Source organism: Sulfurimonas sp. HSL-1656 (assembly GCF_039645585.1).
Taxonomy (GTDB): domain Bacteria; phylum Campylobacterota; class Campylobacteria; order Campylobacterales; family Sulfurimonadaceae; genus Thiomicrolovo; species Thiomicrolovo subterrani.
In genome coordinates this window covers 1,071,627-1,092,561 of the sequence record NZ_CP147915.1, presented here as the reverse complement: position 1 = coordinate 1,092,561, position 20,935 = coordinate 1,071,627, and the positions used below count along the sequence as shown (strand labels likewise).

Genomic DNA, 20,935 nt, shown 5'->3' with positions numbered 1-20,935 from the left:
TTTAGTCTCCCTTTTCCTGGTTGAGCGGCAGCTTGGTCAGGTTTTTCGGACGGACAAGCCAGAAGTTGCGGATCTCCGTACGGAAGTTCTCCAGGATCACACGCGCTTTCGAGCTGCCCGTTTCATTGATATAGTCTTTAAGGAGGCGCTTCAGGTAGTGGCGCGCCTCGTCTCCGTCGTCGGTATCGATGCGGATCGCTTCGACGAGTTCGCGGTTGACGTTCTCGATGAAGTTATGATCTTCATCGAAGACAAAGGCGATCCCGCCCGTCATCCCCGCACCGAAGTTGACACCGGTCTTGCCGAGGATCACGATGATACCGCCGGTCATGTATTCACACGGGCTGTCACCGGTGCCTTCAACGATCGCGAGCGCACCGGAGTTACGGACGGCGAAACGTTCGCCGACAGCGGCGTTGACGTAGAGCTTACCGCCAGTCGCACCGTACAGACAGGTGTTACCGCCGCCGCTGAAGTTGCCGCCTTCGTGCGCGGACTTGATGACGATCTTACCGCCGTGCATCCCTTTGCCGATGTAGTCGTTCGCTACGCCTTCAAGGGTCAGGTTGACGCCGTTGATCAGGAAGGCACCGAATGCCTGTCCCGCCACCCCTTTGAGGCGGATGTCGATCGTACCGTCCGCGAGGCCGGCGTCGCCGTAATAACGGGCGACTTCACCGGAAACGCGGGCACCGAAACTGCGGTTGAGGTTACAGATGTCGCGGACGATGCGGACCGGGTGTTCCGGATGCTTGATCGCGCTGCGGACCTCTTCGAGGACCTCTTTTTCAAAAGCGTTGTCGTCGAACGGCTCGTTGGACGCCACCTGGCAGGTGTCGACGCCCGGTTCGCGGTGCAGAACGTTGCTGAAATCAAACTTCTTCGCGAACTCGTCGTCGATCACCTTGAGCAGGTCGCTGCGGCCGATAAGCTCGTCGAGTTTCTTGTACCCCATCTGCGCCATGTAACCGCGGATATCCTCGGCCAGCAGTTTGAAGTAGTTGACGATCTGCGCGACGGTACCTTTGTAGTACTCTTTACGCAGTTTCTCATTCTGCGTTGCGATCCCGACGGAACATTTATTGACGTGGCAGATCCGCAGCATCTTACAGCCGACGATCGCCAGGACACCCGTACCGAAGGCGTAGGATTCCGCACCGAGCAGCGCTGCCTTGATGACGTCGAGCCCGGTCTTGAGCCCGCCGTCCGTCTGGACGTGGACCATCTTGCGCAGGTCGTTGGCTTTGAGCGCGTTGTGCGCTTCGGAGAGGCCGAGCTCCCACGGGTTACCGGCGAATTTGATCGAGGTGAGCGGAGCCGCCCCGGTACCGCCGTCGCCTCCGGAGATGATGATTTTGTCCGCATAGGCTTTGGCGACACCCGCGGCGATCGTACCGACGCCCGCCGTGGAGACGAGCTTGACGGAAATCATCGCATCCGGGTTGACCTGTTTGAGGTCGTAGATGAGCTGCGCCAGGTCCTCGATGGAGTAGATATCGTGGTGCGGCGGCGGCGAGATCAGGGTCACGCCCGGCACGGTGTGGCGCAGGCGCGCGATGAGTGCCGAGACCTTGTGGCCCGGCAGCTGACCGCCCTCGCCCGGTTTCGCACCCTGGGCGACCTTGATCTGGATCTCTTCGGCCGAACGGAGGTAGGCCGGCGTCACACCGAAGCGGCCCGATGCGACCTGTTTGATCTTGGAGTTGAGCACGGTTTTGAAACGCGCAGCGTCTTCCCCGCCCTCACCGGAGTTGGACTGGCCGCCGATGGTGTTCATCGCCTCGGCGATGCACTGGTGCGCCTCGGGAGAGATGGAACCGAGGCTCATCGCCGCGGAGCTGAAGCGCTTCGTGATCGCTTCGACCGATTCGACCTCGCTGATGTCAATCGGCGCACGGTCGGATTTGAGTTCAAAGAAGTCACGGATGAACTTCTGGCCGCGGGTATTGACGACGTTTTTGAGGCGTTCGAAATCCTTCGGATCGCCCGACTTGCTCAGCGCATGGATGGCGTGGATGACCTGTGGACCGAAGTCATGGTACTCCTGGCCGTTGTAGAACTTGTAGAACCCCCCGATCTTGAGCGGGAAGATGCTGTTGAAGCCGAGATCGTCAAAGGCCTCTTCATGCGCTTTTTTCAGGCGGGCATCGATGTCCTCGTAGCTCAGGCCCGGAATCAGGCAGTGCGAATCGCCGAAACAGTCATCAACGATCTCGCGGCTGAGGCCCATGATGTCGAAAAGACCGGAGTTGCGGTACGACGCGATCGTGGAGATCCCCATTTTGGACATGATCTTGAGCAGGCCGGCGTTCAGGGCACCGTGGACGGACTTGAGCGCTTCGCTGCAGGGGATGTCCGAGAGCGGCTTGCTTGTCTCGACCATGCTGACGGCAGTGGTGAAGAGCAGCTCCGGGAATACCGCACTGGCCCCGTAGGCGATCAGCGTCGCCGCACCGTGGGAGTCGATCACTTCGGAAGAGACGGCAACCAGGGAGACCAGGTGACGGACACCGGCTTCGAGCAGGGCGCTGTTGAGGCGCCCGACGGCCATCAGCATCGGAATGGTACGGTGGGTCGCATCCAGACCGCTGTCTTCAAGGATGACGATCCGTACCCCATCTTTCTTGACCGCTTTCGTGACGGTTTTCACCAGCGCCTCGAGGGCCGGTTTCAACTCGCCTTCGAAGGCCGTTGAGAAGGTTGCATTCTTATAGAACGGCTGGAAACGCGGCGAGTTTTCATTGCCGTAGGATTTGAGGACCTCGAGTTTCTCATAGGTAATGATCGGCGAAATCGCCTTGAGGCGGTGTGCATGCGACGGCAGTTCGTCGAGGATGTTGTGCGTCTCACCGAAACCGGTGTTGAGGCTCATGACCACTTTCTCCCGGATCGGGTCGATCGGCGGGTTCGTGACCTGGGCGAACTTCTGCTTGAAGTAGTCGCTGAAATTGCGCTGCTTGTTACTGAAAGCCGCCAGCGGCGTGTCATCCCCCATGGAGCCGACTGCTTCCTTGCCGTCGCGGATCATCGGTTCGATCACCTGCTCGATCACCTCTTCGGTGATATTGAAGTAGCGCTGGCGGCTGACCAGGCTCTCCTTGTCAAGAACGCAGTGCGCACTGTACTGCTCTTCGACATGCTCCTGCAGGTAGACCATATGCTCGTTGAGCCACTTCATATAGGGCTGTGAAGCCTTGAGATAGTCGTTGATCTCCGCATTTTTGAGGACCTTGCCGAATTTGAGGTCAAGACCGATCATTTCGCCCGACTGCAGGCGGCCGCGCTCTTTGATGTTCTCTTCAGCCAGGTCGATGACACCGTATTCGCTGGTGATGAGCAGGGTGTCGTCATGGGTGATGATGTATTTGGAGGGGCGCAGGCCGTTACGGTCGAGGACACATCCGATATAGCGCCCGTCGGTCAGCGAGAAGGCCGCCGGACCGTCCCAGGCTTCAAAGACGGTGGAGTGGTACTCGTAGAAAGCGCGCAGGTCCGGGTCCATATGCGGCGCGTTCTGCCACGGTGCCGGGATGACGGCGCGGGCCGCTTTGAAGAAGTCCATGCCGTTGGCGATAAGGAATTCGAAGAAGTTGTCGGCACTCGCACTGTCGGATGCACCCGGCTGCAGGATCGGCAGCAGGCGGTCGAGCTCTTTTTTCGTATAGATCTCGCTTTTGATCGACTCGGATTTGACGCGGACGTTGAAGCGGTTCGCCTCGACGGAGTTGATCTCACCGTTGTGCGCCACGGCGCGGAACGGCTGGGCCAGGCGCCATTTGGGAAGCGTGTTCGTGGAGAAACGCTGGTGGAACAGGGAGAAGGAGATCTTGAAATCGGGGTCCTGGAAATCCTTGTAGAACTCCTTGATGTGCGTCGGCATCACCAGCCCCTTGAAGGAGATGACGCGTGAAGACATGGAGGGGATGTAGAAATCCTCGTCGTGTTCCAGGGCGTGTTCCGTCTCTTTGCGGCTCAGGTAGAGCAGCGCATCGAAACGCTGCGTCGCCATGATGGAGTTCGGGACGATAAAGACGTGATAGATGTACGGCTTCGTATCCAGCGCCTGCTGGCCGAGCGCATTGTCGTCAACCGGAACTTCCCGCTTGAGAATGACCTTGAGGTCGTTCTGCGCACAGGTATCACTGAGGACTTCCAGGTGCTTTTTGACGCGGGTAAAGACGGTCGCGACCGCGTACATTTCAGGGAGTTCCACCCCGTTTTCCATCGCCACTTTGCGCATGAATGCCGTCGGCATGGAAAGGAGCAGTCCGCTCCCGTCCCCGGTTTTGCCGTCTGCGGCGATCGCACCGCGGTGCATCATCCGCTCAAGTGCCGTAATGGCACGCTCGAGCGTCTCATGGGACGCCCGGTTATCGATATTGGCAATCAGGCCGAAACCGCAGTTGTCTTTAAAAGATCGTAACAGGTCAGAATATTCCACTCGGTTCACCTTTTTAAGCATATATTAAGCATATTTCCCGTATTTAGAAAGATGCCGATTGCTAATATTATACTACAGAACGCTTTAAAGCTCTATTTTGAAAGCCGATTTTTTATACACTTATGATGATTAATGATACAGGAAGAAACGCAGGGTGCAAGGATTCATCATTCGACTTCAGCGCGTGAAGGACGAAGATCTTATATTGGCCATTTTGACACAGGAACGCTTAGAGACCCTTTACCGGTTTTACGGGGCGCGCCACGGCACGATCAATCTCGGGCATATGATCGATTTTGAGATCGAGCACTCCCTCAAGTCCTCCATCGGACGGGTCTACGATGTCATCCACCTCGGCTTCCCCTGGCTGCTCGATCCGTCACGGACACGGCTGTGGCACTACTTCATCTCGCTTTTCTATCCGCATCTGCGCGAATCAGAAGAGACCGGGGGCTTCTATTTTGCCCTGCTTAAAGACGCCGCGGAACGCTGGGGAACGCAGAACCCCAAACGCGTCGCCGTCGAAGCCTACGCCCGCCTGCTCCGCTATGAAGGGCGAACGCCGGACCGAAAACACTGTTTTTTCTGCGAAAGCCGCATTCACGACCCTTCCGTCAGTCTTATACGGGCGTTTCAGTATGCCCATACCGACTGTGCGCACCGCAGCGCCGTCGACAAACATGCCGCGGACGAACTGCTCAAAAACCAGAGTGCCCTCTTTTTGAGTGACGAAGAGATCGACACGCTCTGGACGACACTCCTTGAAGGCCTCTAGGAGGGGAAGGCTTTTTTGAGCTCTTCGAGGTAATAGTGCAGGTTTGCGACGTAGTCGTCGATGGTGTCCTGGTCCGTTCCCTCTTTGATGTAGTTGTTGAAATCGGCCAGCAGCGTGGTAATGCCCCCCTCCCCCAGGTTGGACGTCGAGCCTTTGAGTTTATGAAGCACCTCTTCAAGCTGTACGCTGTCGCGCGCGGTAACGGCAGCTTCCAGGTCTGCGATCTCCGACTCGATCTGGGCGATCAGTTCACCGGTAAAGCTGTCAGCCTCCTCCTGCGACAGTCCGAACTCCGCCACGGCCCGCGCGTTGCTGAAGGGAGGGTAGTGACGCGGTACAAAAGGGGCGGCGGGATGTTCGGACACGACCTTGAATGCCGGGACCTTTTCCTCGGCTTTCCTGCCCGGCGTTGAAGATCCTGCCTCATGCTCACCGGTTCCTGTATGTTCCGCACGCAGAATCCTGATCCCCACATCCGGCTGGGCGCCCTTCATGATCTTGGGTTTCGTCGCAGGCTTTTTTTCCGTGTATTTTGCCAATTCGACTTCATCGTGCATGGAGGCAAGATGGCGGCGGTTGCGCATCCGCGTGAGCACAACAGAAATCAGGCCGGCCAGCAGGACGACAACAATGAAGATCACCAAAATGGAGAGGTAGGGCATCAGCAATCCTTGACTGCCGCGCTCGCGGCAATAATCAACGACTATCATAATATAAAGGGGATCGGCCTCAGCTTAAACGGAAACCATTAGTGAGTGTTAGGGCGACTTTTTGTGATCAAATGGAATAGTGATAGGGCTGGTAGAGCTGATCGATATCGGCAAGCTTCATGTCGAACAGAGCACGTATCTTCTCATTCATGCCGCCCCAGAATGCCTCGAGGATGACACTGGAACCGACGTTCCCTTCCGTCTGGCACAGGGGGCCTTCCAGGGCTTCGAGTATCTCGAGCACCGTGATCTCCGATGCACGTCCAGCGAGCTGGTACCCGCCCGCCGCACCGCGGATACTCGTTACAAGCCCCGCCCGGCGCAGACCGGAAAGAATCTGTTCAAGGTAACCGTGGGAGATCGACGTCATCGCCGCGATCTCGCGTATCTGCATCGCTCGCTGCTGGGGTGCATGCGAAAGCACATGCATCGCGGCAAGGGCATAGACCCCTTTGGATGAGATTCCTGCCATTATTCCTCCCTGATGATAAGCCGGTAGAGGTAGTAGACCTTGCAGCCGACACAGAAGTTGAAAATCACGTCCATCAGCAGACAGACGACATAAACGGCGGCCACGGTGACCAGCATCGCCTGCAGACCGAAGGCGGCTGCGGCGATCATCAGCAGCACGAACAGGAGTCCGGAATGCCCCGCCACGCTCTTTGGCGCACCGTCAACCGTCCGGGTCGGCAGATGCATCAGGCGTTTGAGTGCCGTAGCCAGCTGATAAAGCGGGCTGAAATGCTTGCTGCCGTAGAGTCGAACCAACAGGTCCGCGCCGAGCGCATAGAGCCACGGCTCTGCGCCCGTCACGAAAAAGAGCGCCACCATCCCCGCTGCGAGCAGGGAAACGATCCGGCTGACCGTATTATCAGCCGCAGTAAAATTAATGGGACAAGCCTGCGCCATACCAATACCTTTTCGGGGCCCGTCTGATGCCATTATGACAGGTCCCTATCATAAAAGTATCACATCTTACTTCCCGTCCGGCGATAAAGTCAAGCATCCATACCAATATACTACAGATTAACCTAGACCCGCGCTAAGCGCACGCCCATCTCCATATGGTGTGTATAGGGGAACTGGTCGAACATCGCCATCGCCTCGATACGGTGGGTGCGCGTCAGGTACTCCAGGTCGCGCTTGAGCGTCTCGGGGTTGCAAGAGATATAGAGAATATGCTCATGACGTGCGGCAAAATCACAGGAGGCCTCGTCCATCCCGGCGCGCGGCGGGTCGACGAAGATCGTGTCAAGGCGGTAGCTGGAGAGGTCGATCCCCTTCATCCGGTTGAATTCCCTTACCCCGTCGAGGGCCTGGACGAACTCTTCGGCACTCATGCGCACGAAATCGATGTTGTGCACGTCATTGAGTTCCATATTTGTTTTTGCCGCATGGATGGAGGATTTGGAGATTTCCGTCGCCAGGACGCGTTCGAACCGCGACGCAAAGGGAATCGTGAAGTTCCCCGCGCCGCAGTAGAGCTCCAGCAGGTCTCCGCCGAGCCCTTCGAACTGTTTCAGCGCCCAACCGATCATCTGGGCATTGACGCCCGGGTTTGGCTGGGTAAAGCTGTTTTCGATCTGCTTGAAACGGTAGGTTCTTTCGCCGACGTCGACGGATTCGATGACGTGGTCGCGCCCGATCACCTCTTTCTGCTTCCGGCTGCGGCCGATGATGCTGATACCGAAACGCTCGGCCAGGTCGGCTGCCTGCGCCTTCCACGTGTCGTCGAGTTTACGGTGGTAGAGCATGGAGACGGCAACGTCCCCGTCACGGCCGGCGAGGAAATCCATTCCGAAGAGTTTGCGTCCCACCTCGGGGGTGGCATTGAGCGCGTCAAGCAGCGGCCACATCAGGGCCTGGATGGGTGCGGTGACCATCGGGCACTCTTCGAGGAGGACGACGCCTTCGCGGTCGATGGAGTTCATCGCGTAATGCATGGTATCGCCGGCATGCCACACCTTGAACTCGGCGCGGGCGCGGTACCCCTGTGCTGTGGAGCGTGCGATATCGAACACCCCCGTATAAAGCGGCGCAAACATGGCTTTGATCGCTTCCGCTTTCTTGGTCAGCTGCCCTTCGTAACCCTCTTCATACCAGCGGCAGCTGCCGCAACGGCCGAAATGCCTACACTCCATGCCTACCCCTCTAAATGATGCAGCGTGCTTGCCTCCCCTTCGCTTCTCGGTGCGTAATGGATCAGGAAATCCCCTTTGGAGTGTCCCCGGGCAAAACTGCTGTGATAAAGACGGGATTCTACCATAATCGGCAGCAGCCGCGTCCACTCCCGGGCCTTTTCATTCTTCCAGTGCAGGTACTCGATCCGGTAGAGCGCACTGTAGATCACGGCACGCCCCATCCCGTGGTAGCAATGGATCAACACCGGGTAGGAGGCGTTGTCGTCGAGCACCGCGAAAAACTTCTTCAATGTCGCCTCTGTGGGCACCTGGTGGGAAGGAATGTTGATATGGTGTATCTGCGTACCGTAGGTCGTATTGATCCGTGCAATTGCCGCCGCCTCGTCATCGATCTCCCGCTGCTGGGCCGGGTTGAGGGCATCCTGAACCCCCGGGTCCAACAGATCGATCACCGTCTTGATATGGTGAGGGATCAGAAAATCCTCCAAGCGTGCAGGGGTGATGAGTGCCGATTTGTAGACGCGGTCCGGATCGATCGTCTCGAAACGGTAATGGCCGTAGACGTACCAGGTATAGAGGCCGCCGGCAGCGACAAGAAGCACGAACAGCGTATACGCCAAAGGACGTTTTTTCATGGGGTCTCCTTTTGGGGAAAGAGGATGGAATGGAGCAGCTCCGTCACGATGTACATGATGAAAAACGAGACCACCACGTCGCTGAGGAAATGGCCGCCCGCCGCCATCCGTGCCACGCCGACGACGGCGCCGTAACCGAGGACGACCGTACTCCAGAGCCTGCGGCGCCGGGCGAGCCGGGCAAAGGCCAGCAGGGCGAAAGCTCCCGAAGCGTGCCCGCAGCTGAACGAATTGCCCGTCTGCCCCGGTACCGGCACGAAGGCCGGGGAGAACGCCTTTTGACCGCCGAACACCGTTGTCTCCGCCGGTCGGGCGCGTCCCCAATGTTCCTTAAGCATGGCATTGACGATAAGCCCGGAACCAAGACCGAGTACCAGCAGCACATAGAGCAGTTTCCGGCCCGTGAAACGCAGGGCATTACGGTTGAACACGGCATTAAAAAGCCAAAGGAGTACGGCAGCACCGTAGAAAAACATCAGACCGTAGGGGACAGAGTGGTATACAACATGTTCCCAGAAGGTTTTCGCCGCGGGGAAGCCTCCCGAGGGGACATAATAGAGTGATGCGACCGTGAGATCGACCTGGGGGAAAAGGACAAAAAACAAAGAGAAGACGGCCATTGCCGTCCATCCCCACGGGGGGATCGCTGCTGCCACTTTGATCATGGCGGCATTATAACGGCGGAAGGGAACGGCGCCCGTTACCGGGCTGCAACCGAACTATGCTGCACGCTACCCCTCTGCGTCCGAAGCGCCGTTGCAGCCGAAGAGGCGCGCATACAGCACCCCCGATACAATGTACATGATCATAATGGAGACCATTACGTCGCTGAAGAAGTGGCCGCCCGCCGCGATACGCGCCAGGGAAACTACTGCACCGTAGCTAATAACCGCGAACGCGACGCTCCCACGGTGCCGCCGGGCCAGGAAGATCAGCGCGAGCAGGGCGAAGGCCCCCGAAGTGTGGCCGCTGCTGAAGGATTTGCCCCGCTGGTCGCTCATCACGAAGGCCGGAGTGAAGTGGCGGTCGCTGCCGAACAGCGTTGTCTGATCCGGGCGGGGGCGTCCCCAGTTCTGCTTGAGCACCAGGTTGACGAAGATCCCGCTGCCCAGCGCCCCGACCAGTAAAATATAGAGCAGCTTCTTCCCGTTGAATGCCAGGAGGTTCCGACCGCGGATGCGGTTAAAGAGCCACAGCAGCAGTGCCGCGATGTAGATGGCGACAAGGACAACACCCACAGACTGGTATACAAAACGTTCCCATATGGTGCCGCCCTGTTCAAACCCCTCGCCAGGGGTGTAAAAGAGGCTGCTGACGGCAATGTCGATCTGCGGGAAAAGGTAAAGGAGCAGTGCAGTGACGGCCATCGCTCCCCACGCGGCCGCCGGAATGCAGAGTATCTTTTTATTCATACAGCGCATTATAGCCGTTTCACAGGCATAGAGTATAATGGCACCCAAAAAGTCCCCTTATGATCCGAACCTATCGCCAGACCGCCCTGCTCATTTTGCTGCTTTCGGGCCTTTTCGCGACCGTATACAACGCTTTTTTGCCCCTGCACGGCGACGAAGCCTACTACTGGCTCTGGAGCCATAATCTGCAGGCCAGCTACTACGACCACCCCCCGATGATCGCCTTCCTCATCGCCCTCACCGACCTTGTCAGCGAAGCCGAATGGGGCGTGCGGCTGGGCAACGTCCTGGCGATGAGCGTCGCCGGGTGGGTCATCTTCCGGCTGCTCGAGGAGCTGCGCGACGCCCGCACGGGGCTTTGGGGCGTATTGATCTTCACCTCCGTCGTCCTTGTACATGCGGGCTATACGATCATGACGACCGACTCGCCGCTGATCCTCTTCTGGTCCCTGGCCCTCTGGTCCACCTACCGGGTCATTACCCGGGGACGGACGTCGGACTTTTTCCTGACGGGGCTCTTCATCGGGGCGATGATGCTGAGCAAATACACCTCGGTCCTCTACCTGATGGCGCTGCTGCTCTTTATGCTCCTGTGCCGGCGGGACCTTTTCGCCTCCTGGCGCACCTGGATGGCCATCGGGGTCGCCCTCATTGTCGTCTCCCCGATGCTGTGGTGGAACTACGAGCACGACTGGATCAGTTTCCTCTTCCAGCTGCACCACGGCGGGGAGAAAGACCATCTCATGTGGAACTGGGCCGGCGAACTGATCGGTTCGCAGTTCGCCGTGTTCACCCCGGTCTTTGCCGGCGTACTCTTCTATTTCCTGGGGAAGGAGAAGCTCTTCGCCCAAAACGACGCCCTCTTCTTCCTGGCCCTGATGACCGTGACCCCGCTGCTCTTTTTCCTCTATAAATCGCTGCACACGCATATCGAGCTCAACTACACCGCCCCCGCCTATATCAGCGCGACGGTGCTGACCGCCTACATCCTCTCGGTACGCGGGATGAAACGCACCTTCTATGCGGGGCTCGCCGTCGCCCTCACGCTGAGCCTCGTCGCCCGCGCCGGCCTGCTCTTCTGGCTGCCCGTCGTGCAGGACAGGATGTACGGCAACAAGGAGGCCGTCGCCATGCTCGAACGCCACCGCAACGCGGGCGACGCCCTCTACGCCAACCACCTGGCCATTGCGGCCCTGGTCACCTACTACACGCCTGACCACGCCCCCGTGCGCATCCCGACGCCGACCCGCTACAGCCAGTATGACATGTGGGACGACGGCACCCCCTACGGCGAGGGGCTCTACCTCGCCCCCGAGGACAAATCGGCGGTGCTTGCAGAGCGCTTCGAAAACGTCGTGCTGCTCGACACCCTTACTGTTCAGCGGGGCCTGAAACGCACCAAGACCTACTACCTCTACCAGGTTTCGCTCAGCCGCTAAACGGGCCTTTACGCATCTTTGGTTAAAATTAGCACACTTTTGCAAAGGATGTCGATGGAACACCTCAAAACCGCCGTCAAGTTCGTCGTTACCGTCGTCATTTTCTACTTTCTGCTCACCTTCATCGACGTGGGCCAGCTCATTGCGATCCTCGCCAAATCCCACGGCGGCTATATCCTGATCGCCTTTGCCGCGCAGATGGCGAGCACCTTCCTTGCCGCCTACCGCTGGCGGCTCATCATGAAGGAGCTCGGGTTCAAAGAGAGGGTCTCTTTCTATGTACAGAGCTACTTCAAAGGCACCTTTTTCAACCAGGTGCTGCCCGGCAGTATCGGCGGTGACGCGACGCGGATGATCGACCTCGTCCAAAAAGGGTATGAGAAAAAGGATGCCTTCTACGGCATCTTCGTCGACCGGGTCGTCGGCCTCGTAGGACTGCTCGTGCTGAACCTCGTCTCCAACCTGCTTTTCTACGGCACCTTCCCGCAGTGGCTCTTCAACCTGATCAACCTGATCACCCTCGGCGGGATCGCGGGCTTCATCCTGATGCTGAACCTCGACAAGTTCACCTTCCTCGCCAACCTCAAGGGGCTTGACCTCTTCCACCGGCTGGGCCTGCGGATGGCGCGGCTCTACCACTCCAGGATGCTGCTGCTCAAGCATATCGGCATCTCGGTCGTCGTCCATCTCTTTACGGTCATCGCGATCTATTTCCTCGCGCTTAGCGTCGACGTCTGGACGGGCCTGGGGATCTTCCTCGTCGCCGTCCCGCCGGTCTTCCTGCTCACCATCGTGCCGATCTCCCTCGCCGGCTGGGGGGTCCGCGAAGGCGCCATGGTCGGGATCCTGATGCTCGTAGGGCTCGCGAAAGCGAAGATCCTCGCCATCTCCATCCTCTACGGGATCCTGCTCATTCTCACGGCGTTGCCGGGGGCGTGGTTCTGGAACCGTGCCAAACACACCACTTCACTAAAGGAAAATGCATGAATGTCGATACGATGCGTGCCATCGACCGCTATGCGGGCATCCCTCTCACCTTTCTGGGTACACTGCTGACGAAAACGGCGGGGCTCTTTCGCTCCGCCCCCTGCCAGAAACCCCGGAACGTCCTGCTCGTAGAACTCTCGGAGATGGGCAGCGCCATCCTCGTCGACCCGGCGATGCGCAAACTGCAGTCACAGATCGACGGCGAACTCTACTTTGTCATCTTCAGCAAGAACAAGGTCTCCCTGCAGCTGCTGAACACCGTCAAAGAGGAGAACATCTTCACCATCGACGAAGGCGGCATGGTCCCGCTGGCCCTCTCAACGCTGAAGTTTTTCAAATGGTGCCGCGAGAAGCAGATCGACTCCGTCATCGACCTGGAGCTCTTCTCCCGCTTTACCGCGCTGATGACCGGCTTTTCCGGGGCGACGAACCGCGTCGGTTTCCACAGCTTCCACAACGAGGGGCTCTACCGCGGCGACTTCCTGACCCACAAGGTCGCCTACAACCCGCACCAGCACATCGCCAAGAACTTCGTCGCCCTCGTCGACGCGCTCATGAGCAGCGAACAGCAGCTCCCCTTCACCAAGCGCATCATCGACGACAGCGAGATCGCCATTGCCAAAACGGAGGTGACGGAGACGCAGAAACGCGAAGTCCTCGAGATCATCGCCGAGAAGTACGCCGGTTTCGACCCGGAGACGAACCCCGTCATTCTCGTCAACTCCAACGCCTCCGACCTGCTGCCGCAGCGCCGCTGGGACCGTGAGAACTACTGCGAGGTGATCAAGAAGGTCCTTGCCTACAACGACAAGGCGATCGTCCTGCTGACCGGTGCACCCGCCGAGTTTGACGGGGCACAGGCCCTCGCGGACTGCGTCAATGACCCACGCTGTATCAACTTCGCCGGCGGCGTCAAGTTCCTGCAATTGCCGCACCTCTACAGCGTCTGCGCCTTCATGCTGACCAACGACTCCGGCCCGGCCCACTTCGCCTCTATTACCGACATGCACACCTTCGTCATCTTCGGCCCGGAGACCCCGGCACTCTACGGCTCCCTCGGACCGACGACCCCGATTTTTGCCGGCATGGCCTGCAGCCCCTGCGTCAGCGCCGCCAACCACCGCAAGACCCCCTGCAGCGACAACCAGTGTATCAAGGTGATCACCCCCGAGTGGGTTTTCGAGACCCTCAAGCCGAAGCTGGACGCCCTCGCCTGAGACGGACGGTCCCGGTGAAGCTTCTGCGCGCACATAGCCCCCTTTGGGCCCTCATCGCCCTTTTTACCCTGCTGCGGCTGGCCGTCATAGGCCATTTCGGCCTCGGTGTCGACGAGGCGCACTACGTCCTCTACGGCCTCTACCCCGCGCTGAGCTATTTCGACCACCCGCCGCTGGTGGGGTGGACCGAGTGGCTCTTTACCGCGCTGCTGGGCGTCAACGAATTCGCCGCGAGGGTGCCGGCGGTCCTTATCGGCGCCGCCGCGACGGCGCTGCTCTATTTCTGGCTGCTGCGCATTTTTGATTCCGGACGGCTCGCACTGTGGGGAGCGCTGGCCCTCAACGCCTCTTTTCTCTTCAACGCGCTTTTTATGATGCTGATGCCCGACACCCTGCTCTTTTTGTTCGCGATCCCCGTAATGATCATAGCGCTGCGGATCGAGGAGGACAACCGCCCGGGCGACTGGCTGCTGCTGGGACTTCTGCTGGGACTCTCCGGGCTCTCCAAGTATACGGCCGTCCTTTTCGTCGTTGCCCTGCTGCTCTACTTTGCCTACCGCCGCCGCTGGGACCTCTTTCTGACACCGAAGCTTCTGCCCGCCGTGCTGCTCGCCGCGGTTGTCGTCAGCCCGGTACTGCTCTGGAACATCCAGAACGGCTGGATCAGCTTCGCCTACCAGAGCGCGCATGTCGCGGGTTCCGGCGGGATCAGCTTCAACGCCTTCGCCCAGTCGCTGGGCGCGCAGTTCGGCGCCTACAGCCCGTTTCTCTTCCCGCTGGCGTTCTACGGGCTCTACCGCGCATTGAAGACACCGCAGAACGCCCCGCTTTTCCTCTCGGGCATCTTCGGCCTCACGCTGATGGCCTTTTTCACCTACAACAGCTTCTTCGCCCGGGCACTGCCCCACTGGACGGCGCTCTTTTATATGCTCTTCGTTCCCATCGGGACGGCGATGCTGCTGCAAAAGCGCCGGGGATGGCAGCGCTATGCCCGAGGTGCCGTGACGGTTTCCGGCGTCCTCGTGCTCGTGCTCTACGCCGAGCTTCGCACACCGTTCATCCCCCTGCCCGACTACAAGTCCCTGCACCGCGACCTCTACGGATGGGACACCATCATGCGCCGCGCCGCCGGACAAATCACGGACCCTACACGCCAGGCGGCAGCCGTGACCAACTGGTCGCTCGCGTCGCGTGCGCTCTACTACGGCCGTCCCTACGGTATCGACACCTACCTCGTCGACAACCGCTTCGACCAGTTCGACCTCTGGCAGCCGGAGACGCCCGAGGGCAAGGACCTGCTCTTTATCACGACGCACGATTTCAAAAAAGGGATCACCCCCGCCATGCGGTGCGAATCCGCCGAGCAGGCGGAGACCTTCGACCTTAACCTGAACGGCCGCAAGGTCAATACCGTGACGCTCACCTGGTGCCGCGGTTTCAAAGGAGCCCAATGAACCTCAAAACGCTGATACTTGTTCTCTTCGCGGTCGGGACCGCCCTGATCATCCTCTTTTACGGGCCGCTCGACATCGCGGCTTCGCAGTGGGCCTACGAACGCCGCGACACCTGGCTCAAACCGCTCTGCGCCACGATCAGCGAACTGGGCGTCATCACCTGGTGGCTCGTCGGCGCACTGCTGCTCTGGTTCTACCTGCGCTACAAAACCGGCAACCGCTACTGGGCGGACCGGGTCCGTTTCTTTTTCGCCGCCGTCGCCGCCAGCGGCCTGGCCGTGATCCCCCTGAAACTGTTCTTTGGAAAGGCGCGTCCCTGGATGCTTTATGACGAGAACCGCTACGGGTTCGAGTGGTTTGCCGCCCCCAGCGCCTACGGGCTGCACGGCTTCCCCTCGGGGCATACGACGACGGCCTTTGCCGTCGCCACGGCACTCGCCCTGATCGCGCCGCGCTTCGCCCCGGCCTTCTTTGTCGGGGCCCTGATAGTGGGGCTTTCACGCATCGGCGTGCTCTTCCACTACCCCAGCGACGTCGTCGCCGGGGCGATGCTCGGAACGATCACCACCCTGCTACTCTATAATTTCGATAAAATTACGTTCAAACGACATTAACCAGGTTATTTTTCATGCACACACACCCTCTTTCCGTTATCATTCTCGCCGCCGGCAAAGGGAGCCGGATGAAATCGCAGACGGCCAAGGTCCTGCACCCCGTCAGCGGACGCCCGATGCTCTACCACAGCATCAAGGCCGCCAAGGCAATCAGCGATGACGTCACCATCGTCGTCGCCCACCAGAAAGAGGATGTGATCGAGGCCATCGGCGCCCTGTTCGACGAGATCACCTTCGCCGTCCAGGATATCGCGCAGTTCCCGGGGACCGGCGGGGCCCTGATGGGGATCAAGCCGAAGCACGAAAAAGTACTCGTGCTTAACGGTGACATGCCCCTTGTCACGGCCGAGGCGCTGCAGGGCTTCCTCAAAGCCGACGCGGACATCATCATGTCGATTTTCGACCTGGAGGACCCCAGCGGCTACGGCCGCGTCGTCCTCTCCGATGCCGGGGTCGAACGGATCGTCGAGGAGAAAGACGCCTCCCCCGAAGAGCTCGCCATCACCCACGTCAACGCCGGGGTCTACTGCTTCAAGCGTGACGTCCTGGCCGAGTGCCTGCCGCGCTTGAACAACCACAACGCGCAGAAGGAGTACTACCTCACCGACATCATCGAGATGGCCCGCGACGAGCACCGCAAGGTGCTGCCGCTGCTGATCGACGAAGAGCACTTCAAGGGGGTCAACTCAAGAGCCGACCTCGAAGCCGCCGACGTCATCATGCAGCGCCGCATCAAGACCGCGTGGATGAAAGCCGGGGTGACGATGCAGCTCGCCGACACCATCTACATCGAGGAGAGCGTCGTTTTCAAAGGGGAGTGTATCGTCGAAAACGGCGTCCGTATCACGGGGAGCAGCCGCATCGAGCACTCCCGCATCAAGGCGCACTCCGTCGTCGAGGATTCGCTCATGGTCGACTCCGACTGCGGGCCGATGGCGCACCTGCGCCCGGGCAGCGAACTTTACGGTACCCACATCGGCAACTTTGTCGAGACGAAAAAAGCGACCCTGCGCGGCGTCAAGGCGGGGCACCTCAGCTACCTCGGCGACGCGGAAATCGACGAGGGCACCAACATTGGTGCGGGCACCATCACCTGCAACTACGACGGCAAGGCGAAATACAAAACGAAAATCGGTAAGAACGTCTTCGTCGGTTCCGATACGCAGATCGTGGCTCCCTGCGAGATCGAAGACGACGTCATGATCGCCGCGGGCACGACGGTCACGGGGACGAAGATCGATTCCGGCGTCCTCGTCGTCAGCCGCACCCCGATGAAGATCGTCAAAAACTTCTACCACAAGTTCTTCGGCAAGGCTAAATCATGACCATCCCCTCCGACCTCCTCGCAGGCAAACGCATCCTTCTCGGCGTCAGCGGCTCCATCGCCGCCTACAAGGCACTGGAACTCGTACGCCTCTACGTCAAGGCCGGCGCGGAGGTCAAGGTCGTCATGACCGATGCGGCGAAAAAATTCGTCACGCCGCTCAGCTTCGAGACCCTCAGCCGCAACGAAGTGCTGCACAGCGGCAATGAATCGTGGGTAAGCCGCCACAACCATATCCAGAGCACTGAGGACGCGGACCTGATGGTCATCGCCCCCGCCAGTGCCAACACCATCGCGAAGCTGGCCAACGCCATCGCGGACAACCTCCTGCTGCAGTGCGCCCTCGCCTTCCCAGGCGTCAAACTGCTGGCCCCTTCGGCCAACACCAACATGATCAAGCACCCCATCACCCAGGCCAACCTGAAGATGCTCGGCGTCGCCAACTACGAGATCGTACGGACCCAGACGAAAGAGCTTGCCTGCCAGACCACCGGCGACGGCGCCATGGCCGAACCGCTGGAGCTTTTCTGGCAGAGCGCACGCCTGCTGCTCAAAAACGACTTCTGGAGCCACCGCCGCGTCATCGTCACCGGCGGCGGCACCGTCGAGCGGCTCGACGACGTCCGCTACCTCTCCAACTTCTCCAGCGGGAAGATGGCCTCCGCCCTCGCCACGGCGCTCTACCTCCGCGGCGCGGACGTCAACCTGATCGCAACCCGTTTCGATGACGGCCTCCCCGAGAGCATGCATACCCTCGACGTCGAGGGGAGCGAAGAGATGGCCGAGTACCTCACCGACTCCATCCGCGTCGCGAAGAAAGGGATGATGAGCAAGCCCTCGCTCATTACCGACGAACCGATCCACCTGATCCAGAAGACCCCCTACCTCTTCATGGCCGCCGCCGTCAGTGACTACGTCCCGGCCCACCCCCAGCAGGGGAAACTGAAAAAAGAGGCCCTGGGTATCGCCTGGTCGCCCGAGCTCGTCCAGAACCGCGACCTGATCGGTTCCGTCGACAAAGAGGGGATCAAGAGCGTCGCCTTCAAGGCGGAGTTCGACGAAAGCAGCGCCCTTGAAAACGCCAAAAAAGCGCTCTCCTCCAAAAACGTCGACGCCGTCTGCCTCAACGTCCTCACGGCCTCCCAGGGTTTCGGCAGCGACGACAACGCCATCACCTTCATCTCCGGCCAGGGCGAGAAGGTCCTGCCGCGCTGCGGAAAGCTCGCCCTCTCCCTGCAGCTGCTTGACGAGGCGGAGGGCCTATGAGCAACCTGCCCCGCCACGTCGCGATCATTATGGACGGCAACGGCCGCTGGGCACAGCAGCAGGAGCAACCGCGCGTCAAGGGGCACGAAAAAGGGGCGGAAGTCGTCCGCGATATCATGACCTTCGCCTCCCGCCACGACGAGATCAGGATCCTGACCCTCTATGCTTTCAGCACGGAGAACTGGAAACGCCCCAAGGCCGAAGTGGAGTTCCTGATGAAGCTGCTGTCACGCTACCTGAAGAAAGAGCAGCACGTCTACCTGGAGAACAACGTCCGCTTCCATGCCATCGGCGACCTTTCGCGCTTCTCAGCCTCCCTGCAGAAGCTGATCCGCCAGACGGAGGAGAAGACGGCGCACTGCACGGGACTGCATCATCACCTCGCCCTCAACTACGGGGCGAAGGATGAGATCATCCGTGCCGTCAAGACGCTGCAGCACGACGGAATCGAACTGACGGAGGAGGCGCTTGACGCTGCGCTTGACGCCACCGAACCCGTCGACCTGCTTATCCGCACGGGCGGCGACCAGCGCCTTTCCAATTTTCTGCTTTGGCAGGTGGCCTACGCTGAGCTCTTCTTTACCCGCACGCTCTGGCCCGATTTTACGCCCCATGAGCTGCAAAGCATTATCGACCGGTTCAAGTCGGTCGAGCGCCGTTTCGGAGGATTATAATGTTCTGGACCACCCTCGCACTTGTCGCCCTGTTCGGAGCCCTCTTCGGCTCCTTTCTCAACGTCGTCATCTACCGTATCCCCCGCGGCGAAAGCGTCGTCTTCCCCGCGTCGCACTGCCCGCACTGTGGAACCAACCTGAAGCCGTGGCACAACATTCCCGTCCTCTCCTGGCTCATGCTGCGCGGCCGCTGTGCTTTCTGCGGGGTGCCCATCAGCGCGCAGTACCCGCTGATCGAGCTGCTCAGCGCCGCCATTGCCGCCTCGCTCTACCTGAAGCTCGGGCTCTCCGCGGCCATGATCGGGATCACCGGGGTCTTTCTGACCCTGCTGGCCCTGCTGGTGATCGACTTCTACTACAAAATGGTCCCCGACAGCCTGAACCTGCTGGCCCTGACCCTCGCCGTGGTGAGCGTCTGGTCGCCGCAGATGCTGGCGGAGAACCTGAAAAACGCCCTGCTCTTTGCCGGGGGGTTTGCGCTCCTGCGTTTCTACGTCTCCTACTACCTCTTTATCAAGATCAAACGCATGAGCCCCAACCTCAAACAGGCCTCCTGGGTCCGTAACTACAATACGATTCCCGCCGTCGTCGAGGCGATGGGGGAAGGCGACATTATGATCGGCGCGACGATGGGCGCCCTGCTGGGAGTGCAGCTCGGCCTGGCCGCCGTCTTCCTCTCCGCCCTGCTCGCCCTGCCGGCAATGCTGCTGACCCGTAACGAGACCGACGCCAGCAAGCAGCTGCCGTTCATCCCGTTCCTGGCAATGGCGACCTGGATCGTCTACATCTTCGATACACCGATCGCGCGCTGGATGGAAGCCTTCTATGCATAGACTGCGCCGCTATATCCTGAGCACCTTCGGCCTGCTCTTTTTCTCGATCTTCCTGCCGCTCTTCTCCATTGCGTCGGTGATCTTCCTGATCAAGCTCGCCAGCTATACGGCGGTCATCCAGCTCAACCTCTGGGAGATGTTCAAGCTCTACCTGTTCATCCTCCCCGAGATCCTCTTTTACACCCTGCCCATTACCTTCTTTGTCGCCGCGGCCCTGTCACTGTTCCGCCTTTCGACCGACAACGAGATGGTCGTCGTATTCGCACTGGGAATACGCCCGACCTTTATCCTCACGACGCTCATGAAACCGGCAGCGCTCCTGAGCCTGCTGCTCATCTTCAACTTTTTCGTCCTCTTTCCCCATACGACGGTCCTTTCGACGAACTTCGTCCGCTACAAGCAGAGCGAAGCGAACTTCAACCTCCAGGCTTCCGAGTTCGGGCACAACTTCGGCGACTGGCTGCTCTACATCGGCAAGGCGCACAAGGACCGCAGCTACGGCGACGTCGTGCTGTTCCACAAAGAGGCGAAAGAGGAGATCCTCATTCAGGCGGAAAAGGCCGAGGTACTCAACAACCGGGGCATTCTCCGCCTGAAGCTGACCAACGGCCAGGGGTACAGCTACACCGATGAGAAAATGACCCAGATGCAGTTCGAGGCGATGATGATCAACAACGTCATGCAGACAGAGCTGCGTCCCTACAACAGTCCCATCGAATTCTGGCTCGACCCCGAGCGGCGCAAAAGCAAAATCCGGATGTTCATCACCGACATCCTGCTCTCCCTCTTCCCCGTCGCGGGCCTCTTCGCGGCCCTTTCCATCGGCATCGCCCACGTCCGGCATCAGAAAGGGTACGTCTACCTCTGGCTCTTCGTCTCGATGCTCTTCTACTACGCGGGGACGACAGGGCTGCAGAAAGCGCTCGGTTTCTACACGATCCCGGCCGTCTTCTTCAGCTGGCTCTTTGTCACCTACATCATCTACCGCAGACGCATCCGGGCACGCTTTTAAA

19 protein-coding genes are annotated in these 20,935 nt (G+C 59.6%); 11 read left to right on the top strand and 8 right to left on the bottom strand.

Annotation, left to right across the window (positions count from 1 at the left end):
- Nucleotide 1: 1 nt before the first annotated feature.
- Nucleotides 2-4,462, bottom strand: a complete 4,461-nt coding sequence (gene gltB, locus WCX49_RS05570; protein ID WP_345986593.1) for a glutamate synthase large subunit — start codon at nt 4,460-4,462, stop codon at nt 2-4.
- 133 nt (nt 4,463-4,595) lie between these two features.
- Here gltB and recO point away from each other — a divergent pair, with 133 nt between their 5' ends.
- Nucleotides 4,596-5,216, top strand: a complete 621-nt coding sequence (gene recO, locus WCX49_RS05565) for a recombination protein RecO (RefSeq protein ID WP_345986592.1) — start codon at nt 4,596-4,598, stop codon at nt 5,214-5,216.
- On the opposite strand, the gene WCX49_RS05560 is transcribed toward recO, so the two are convergent.
- From WCX49_RS05560 to WCX49_RS05530, 7 genes are all read right to left on the bottom strand, one after another.
- Nucleotides 5,213-5,878, bottom strand: a complete 666-nt coding sequence (locus WCX49_RS05560; RefSeq protein ID WP_345986591.1) for an Hpt domain-containing protein — start codon at nt 5,876-5,878, stop codon at nt 5,213-5,215. The genes recO and WCX49_RS05560 overlap by 4 nt on opposite strands.
- A gap of 115 nt (nt 5,879-5,993) precedes the next feature.
- Nucleotides 5,994-6,398 carry an Rrf2 family transcriptional regulator gene (locus WCX49_RS05555; protein ID WP_345986590.1) on the bottom strand — a complete coding sequence of 135 codons (405 nt, stop codon included), beginning with the start codon at nt 6,396-6,398 and terminating at the stop codon, nt 5,994-5,996.
- Entirely contained in the window at nt 6,398-6,835 is a 438-nt protein-coding gene (locus WCX49_RS05550; RefSeq protein WP_345986589.1) for a DUF4395 domain-containing protein, read from the bottom strand. The genes WCX49_RS05555 and WCX49_RS05550 overlap by 1 nt, the downstream gene beginning before the upstream one ends.
- Nucleotides 6,836-6,957: 122 nt before the next feature.
- A complete protein-coding gene (gene trmA / locus WCX49_RS05545; RefSeq protein ID WP_345986588.1) occupies nt 6,958-8,067 on the bottom strand; it encodes a tRNA (uridine(54)-C5)-methyltransferase TrmA in 1,110 nt (369 codons plus the stop codon).
- 2 nt (nt 8,068-8,069) lie between these two features.
- On the bottom strand, nt 8,070-8,702 hold the full coding sequence (locus WCX49_RS05540) for a hypothetical protein (protein WP_345986587.1): 633 nt from the start codon (nt 8,700-8,702) through the stop codon (nt 8,070-8,072).
- Complete coding sequence (locus WCX49_RS05535; protein ID WP_345986586.1) at nt 8,699-9,367, bottom strand: phosphatase PAP2 family protein; 669 nt, start codon at nt 9,365-9,367, stop codon at nt 8,699-8,701. Before WCX49_RS05535 ends, WCX49_RS05540 begins: the two co-directional genes overlap by 4 nt.
- A gap of 66 nt (nt 9,368-9,433) precedes the next feature.
- Entirely contained in the window at nt 9,434-10,114 is a 681-nt protein-coding gene (locus WCX49_RS05530) for a phosphatase PAP2 family protein (protein WP_345986585.1), read from the bottom strand.
- A gap of 59 nt (nt 10,115-10,173) precedes the next feature.
- Here WCX49_RS05530 and WCX49_RS05525 point away from each other — a divergent pair, with 59 nt between their 5' ends.
- Genes WCX49_RS05525 through WCX49_RS05480 form a run of 10 tightly spaced genes read left to right on the top strand, consistent with a single transcriptional unit; the run spans nt 10,174 to nt 20,934 of the window.
- Nucleotides 10,174-11,553 carry a glycosyltransferase family 39 protein gene (locus WCX49_RS05525; protein ID WP_345986584.1) on the top strand — a complete coding sequence of 460 codons (1,380 nt, stop codon included), beginning with the start codon at nt 10,174-10,176 and terminating at the stop codon, nt 11,551-11,553.
- Nucleotides 11,554-11,607: 54 nt separating this feature from the next.
- On the top strand, nt 11,608-12,540 hold the full coding sequence (locus tag WCX49_RS05520) for a lysylphosphatidylglycerol synthase transmembrane domain-containing protein (RefSeq protein WP_345986583.1): 933 nt from the start codon (nt 11,608-11,610) through the stop codon (nt 12,538-12,540).
- Nucleotides 12,537-13,757: a glycosyltransferase family 9 protein gene (locus tag WCX49_RS05515; RefSeq protein WP_345986582.1), complete on the top strand. Its 1,221-nt coding sequence runs from the start codon at nt 12,537-12,539 to the stop codon at nt 13,755-13,757. Before WCX49_RS05520 ends, WCX49_RS05515 begins: the two co-directional genes overlap by 4 nt.
- A gap of 14 nt (nt 13,758-13,771) precedes the next feature.
- On the top strand, nt 13,772-15,211 hold the full coding sequence (locus WCX49_RS05510; protein ID WP_345986581.1) for a glycosyltransferase family 39 protein: 1,440 nt from the start codon (nt 13,772-13,774) through the stop codon (nt 15,209-15,211).
- Nucleotides 15,208-15,825, top strand: coding sequence for a phosphatase PAP2 family protein (locus WCX49_RS05505; RefSeq protein WP_345986580.1), 618 nt, complete (start codon nt 15,208-15,210; stop codon nt 15,823-15,825). The genes WCX49_RS05510 and WCX49_RS05505 overlap by 4 nt, the downstream gene beginning before the upstream one ends.
- 14 nt (nt 15,826-15,839) lie before the next feature.
- Nucleotides 15,840-17,150, top strand: a complete 1,311-nt coding sequence (gene glmU / locus WCX49_RS05500; RefSeq protein WP_345986579.1) for a bifunctional UDP-N-acetylglucosamine diphosphorylase/glucosamine-1-phosphate N-acetyltransferase GlmU — start codon at nt 15,840-15,842, stop codon at nt 17,148-17,150.
- Nucleotides 17,147-18,415 (top strand): bifunctional phosphopantothenoylcysteine decarboxylase/phosphopantothenate--cysteine ligase CoaBC, encoded by a 1,269-nt coding sequence (gene coaBC, locus WCX49_RS05495; RefSeq protein ID WP_345986578.1) that lies wholly within the window; start codon nt 17,147-17,149, stop codon nt 18,413-18,415. The genes glmU and coaBC overlap by 4 nt, the downstream gene beginning before the upstream one ends.
- Entirely contained in the window at nt 18,412-19,089 is a 678-nt protein-coding gene (locus WCX49_RS05490) for a di-trans,poly-cis-decaprenylcistransferase (protein ID WP_345986577.1), read from the top strand. The genes coaBC and WCX49_RS05490 overlap by 4 nt, the downstream gene beginning before the upstream one ends.
- The gene (locus WCX49_RS05485; RefSeq protein ID WP_345986576.1) at nt 19,089-19,922 is read left to right on the top strand and encodes a prepilin peptidase; all 834 of its coding nucleotides are present in this window, start codon (nt 19,089-19,091) and stop codon (nt 19,920-19,922) included. The genes WCX49_RS05490 and WCX49_RS05485 overlap by 1 nt, the downstream gene beginning before the upstream one ends.
- Complete coding sequence (locus tag WCX49_RS05480) at nt 19,915-20,934, top strand: LptF/LptG family permease (protein WP_345986575.1); 1,020 nt, start codon at nt 19,915-19,917, stop codon at nt 20,932-20,934. Before WCX49_RS05485 ends, WCX49_RS05480 begins: the two co-directional genes overlap by 8 nt.
- Nucleotide 20,935: the final 1 nt, after the last annotated feature.

What these genes read in the sequence shown, in the direction of transcription:
- WCX49_RS05540 (WP_345986587.1), bottom strand. Translation starts at nt 8,702, where the DNA reads ATGAAAAAACGTCCTTTGGCGTATACGCTGTTCGTGCTTCTTGTCGCT.
- WCX49_RS05530 (WP_345986585.1), bottom strand. Translation starts at nt 10,114, where the DNA reads ATGAATAAAAAGATACTCTGCATTCCGGCGGCCGCGTGGGGAGCGATG.
- WCX49_RS05490 (WP_345986577.1), top strand. Translation starts at nt 18,412, where the DNA reads ATGAGCAACCTGCCCCGCCACGTCGCGATCATTATGGACGGCAACGGC.
- WCX49_RS05525 (WP_345986584.1), top strand. Translation starts at nt 10,174, where the DNA reads ATGATCCGAACCTATCGCCAGACCGCCCTGCTCATTTTGCTGCTTTCG.
- WCX49_RS05485 (WP_345986576.1), top strand. Translation starts at nt 19,089, where the DNA reads ATGTTCTGGACCACCCTCGCACTTGTCGCCCTGTTCGGAGCCCTCTTC.
- WCX49_RS05550 (WP_345986589.1), bottom strand. Translation starts at nt 6,835, where the DNA reads ATGGCGCAGGCTTGTCCCATTAATTTTACTGCGGCTGATAATACGGTC.
- WCX49_RS05560 (WP_345986591.1), bottom strand. Translation starts at nt 5,878, where the DNA reads ATGCCCTACCTCTCCATTTTGGTGATCTTCATTGTTGTCGTCCTGCTG.
- trmA (WP_345986588.1), bottom strand. Translation starts at nt 8,067, where the DNA reads ATGGAGTGTAGGCATTTCGGCCGTTGCGGCAGCTGCCGCTGGTATGAA.
- glmU (WP_345986579.1), top strand. Translation starts at nt 15,840, where the DNA reads ATGCACACACACCCTCTTTCCGTTATCATTCTCGCCGCCGGCAAAGGG.
- WCX49_RS05505 (WP_345986580.1), top strand. Translation starts at nt 15,208, where the DNA reads ATGAACCTCAAAACGCTGATACTTGTTCTCTTCGCGGTCGGGACCGCC.
- coaBC (WP_345986578.1), top strand. Translation starts at nt 17,147, where the DNA reads ATGACCATCCCCTCCGACCTCCTCGCAGGCAAACGCATCCTTCTCGGC.
- gltB (WP_345986593.1), bottom strand. Translation starts at nt 4,462, where the DNA reads ATGCTTAAAAAGGTGAACCGAGTGGAATATTCTGACCTGTTACGATCT.
- WCX49_RS05555 (WP_345986590.1), bottom strand. Translation starts at nt 6,398, where the DNA reads ATGGCAGGAATCTCATCCAAAGGGGTCTATGCCCTTGCCGCGATGCAT.
- WCX49_RS05515 (WP_345986582.1), top strand. Translation starts at nt 12,537, where the DNA reads ATGAATGTCGATACGATGCGTGCCATCGACCGCTATGCGGGCATCCCT.
- WCX49_RS05480 (WP_345986575.1), top strand. Translation starts at nt 19,915, where the DNA reads ATGCATAGACTGCGCCGCTATATCCTGAGCACCTTCGGCCTGCTCTTT.
- WCX49_RS05535 (WP_345986586.1), bottom strand. Translation starts at nt 9,367, where the DNA reads ATGATCAAAGTGGCAGCAGCGATCCCCCCGTGGGGATGGACGGCAATG.
- WCX49_RS05520 (WP_345986583.1), top strand. Translation starts at nt 11,608, where the DNA reads ATGGAACACCTCAAAACCGCCGTCAAGTTCGTCGTTACCGTCGTCATT.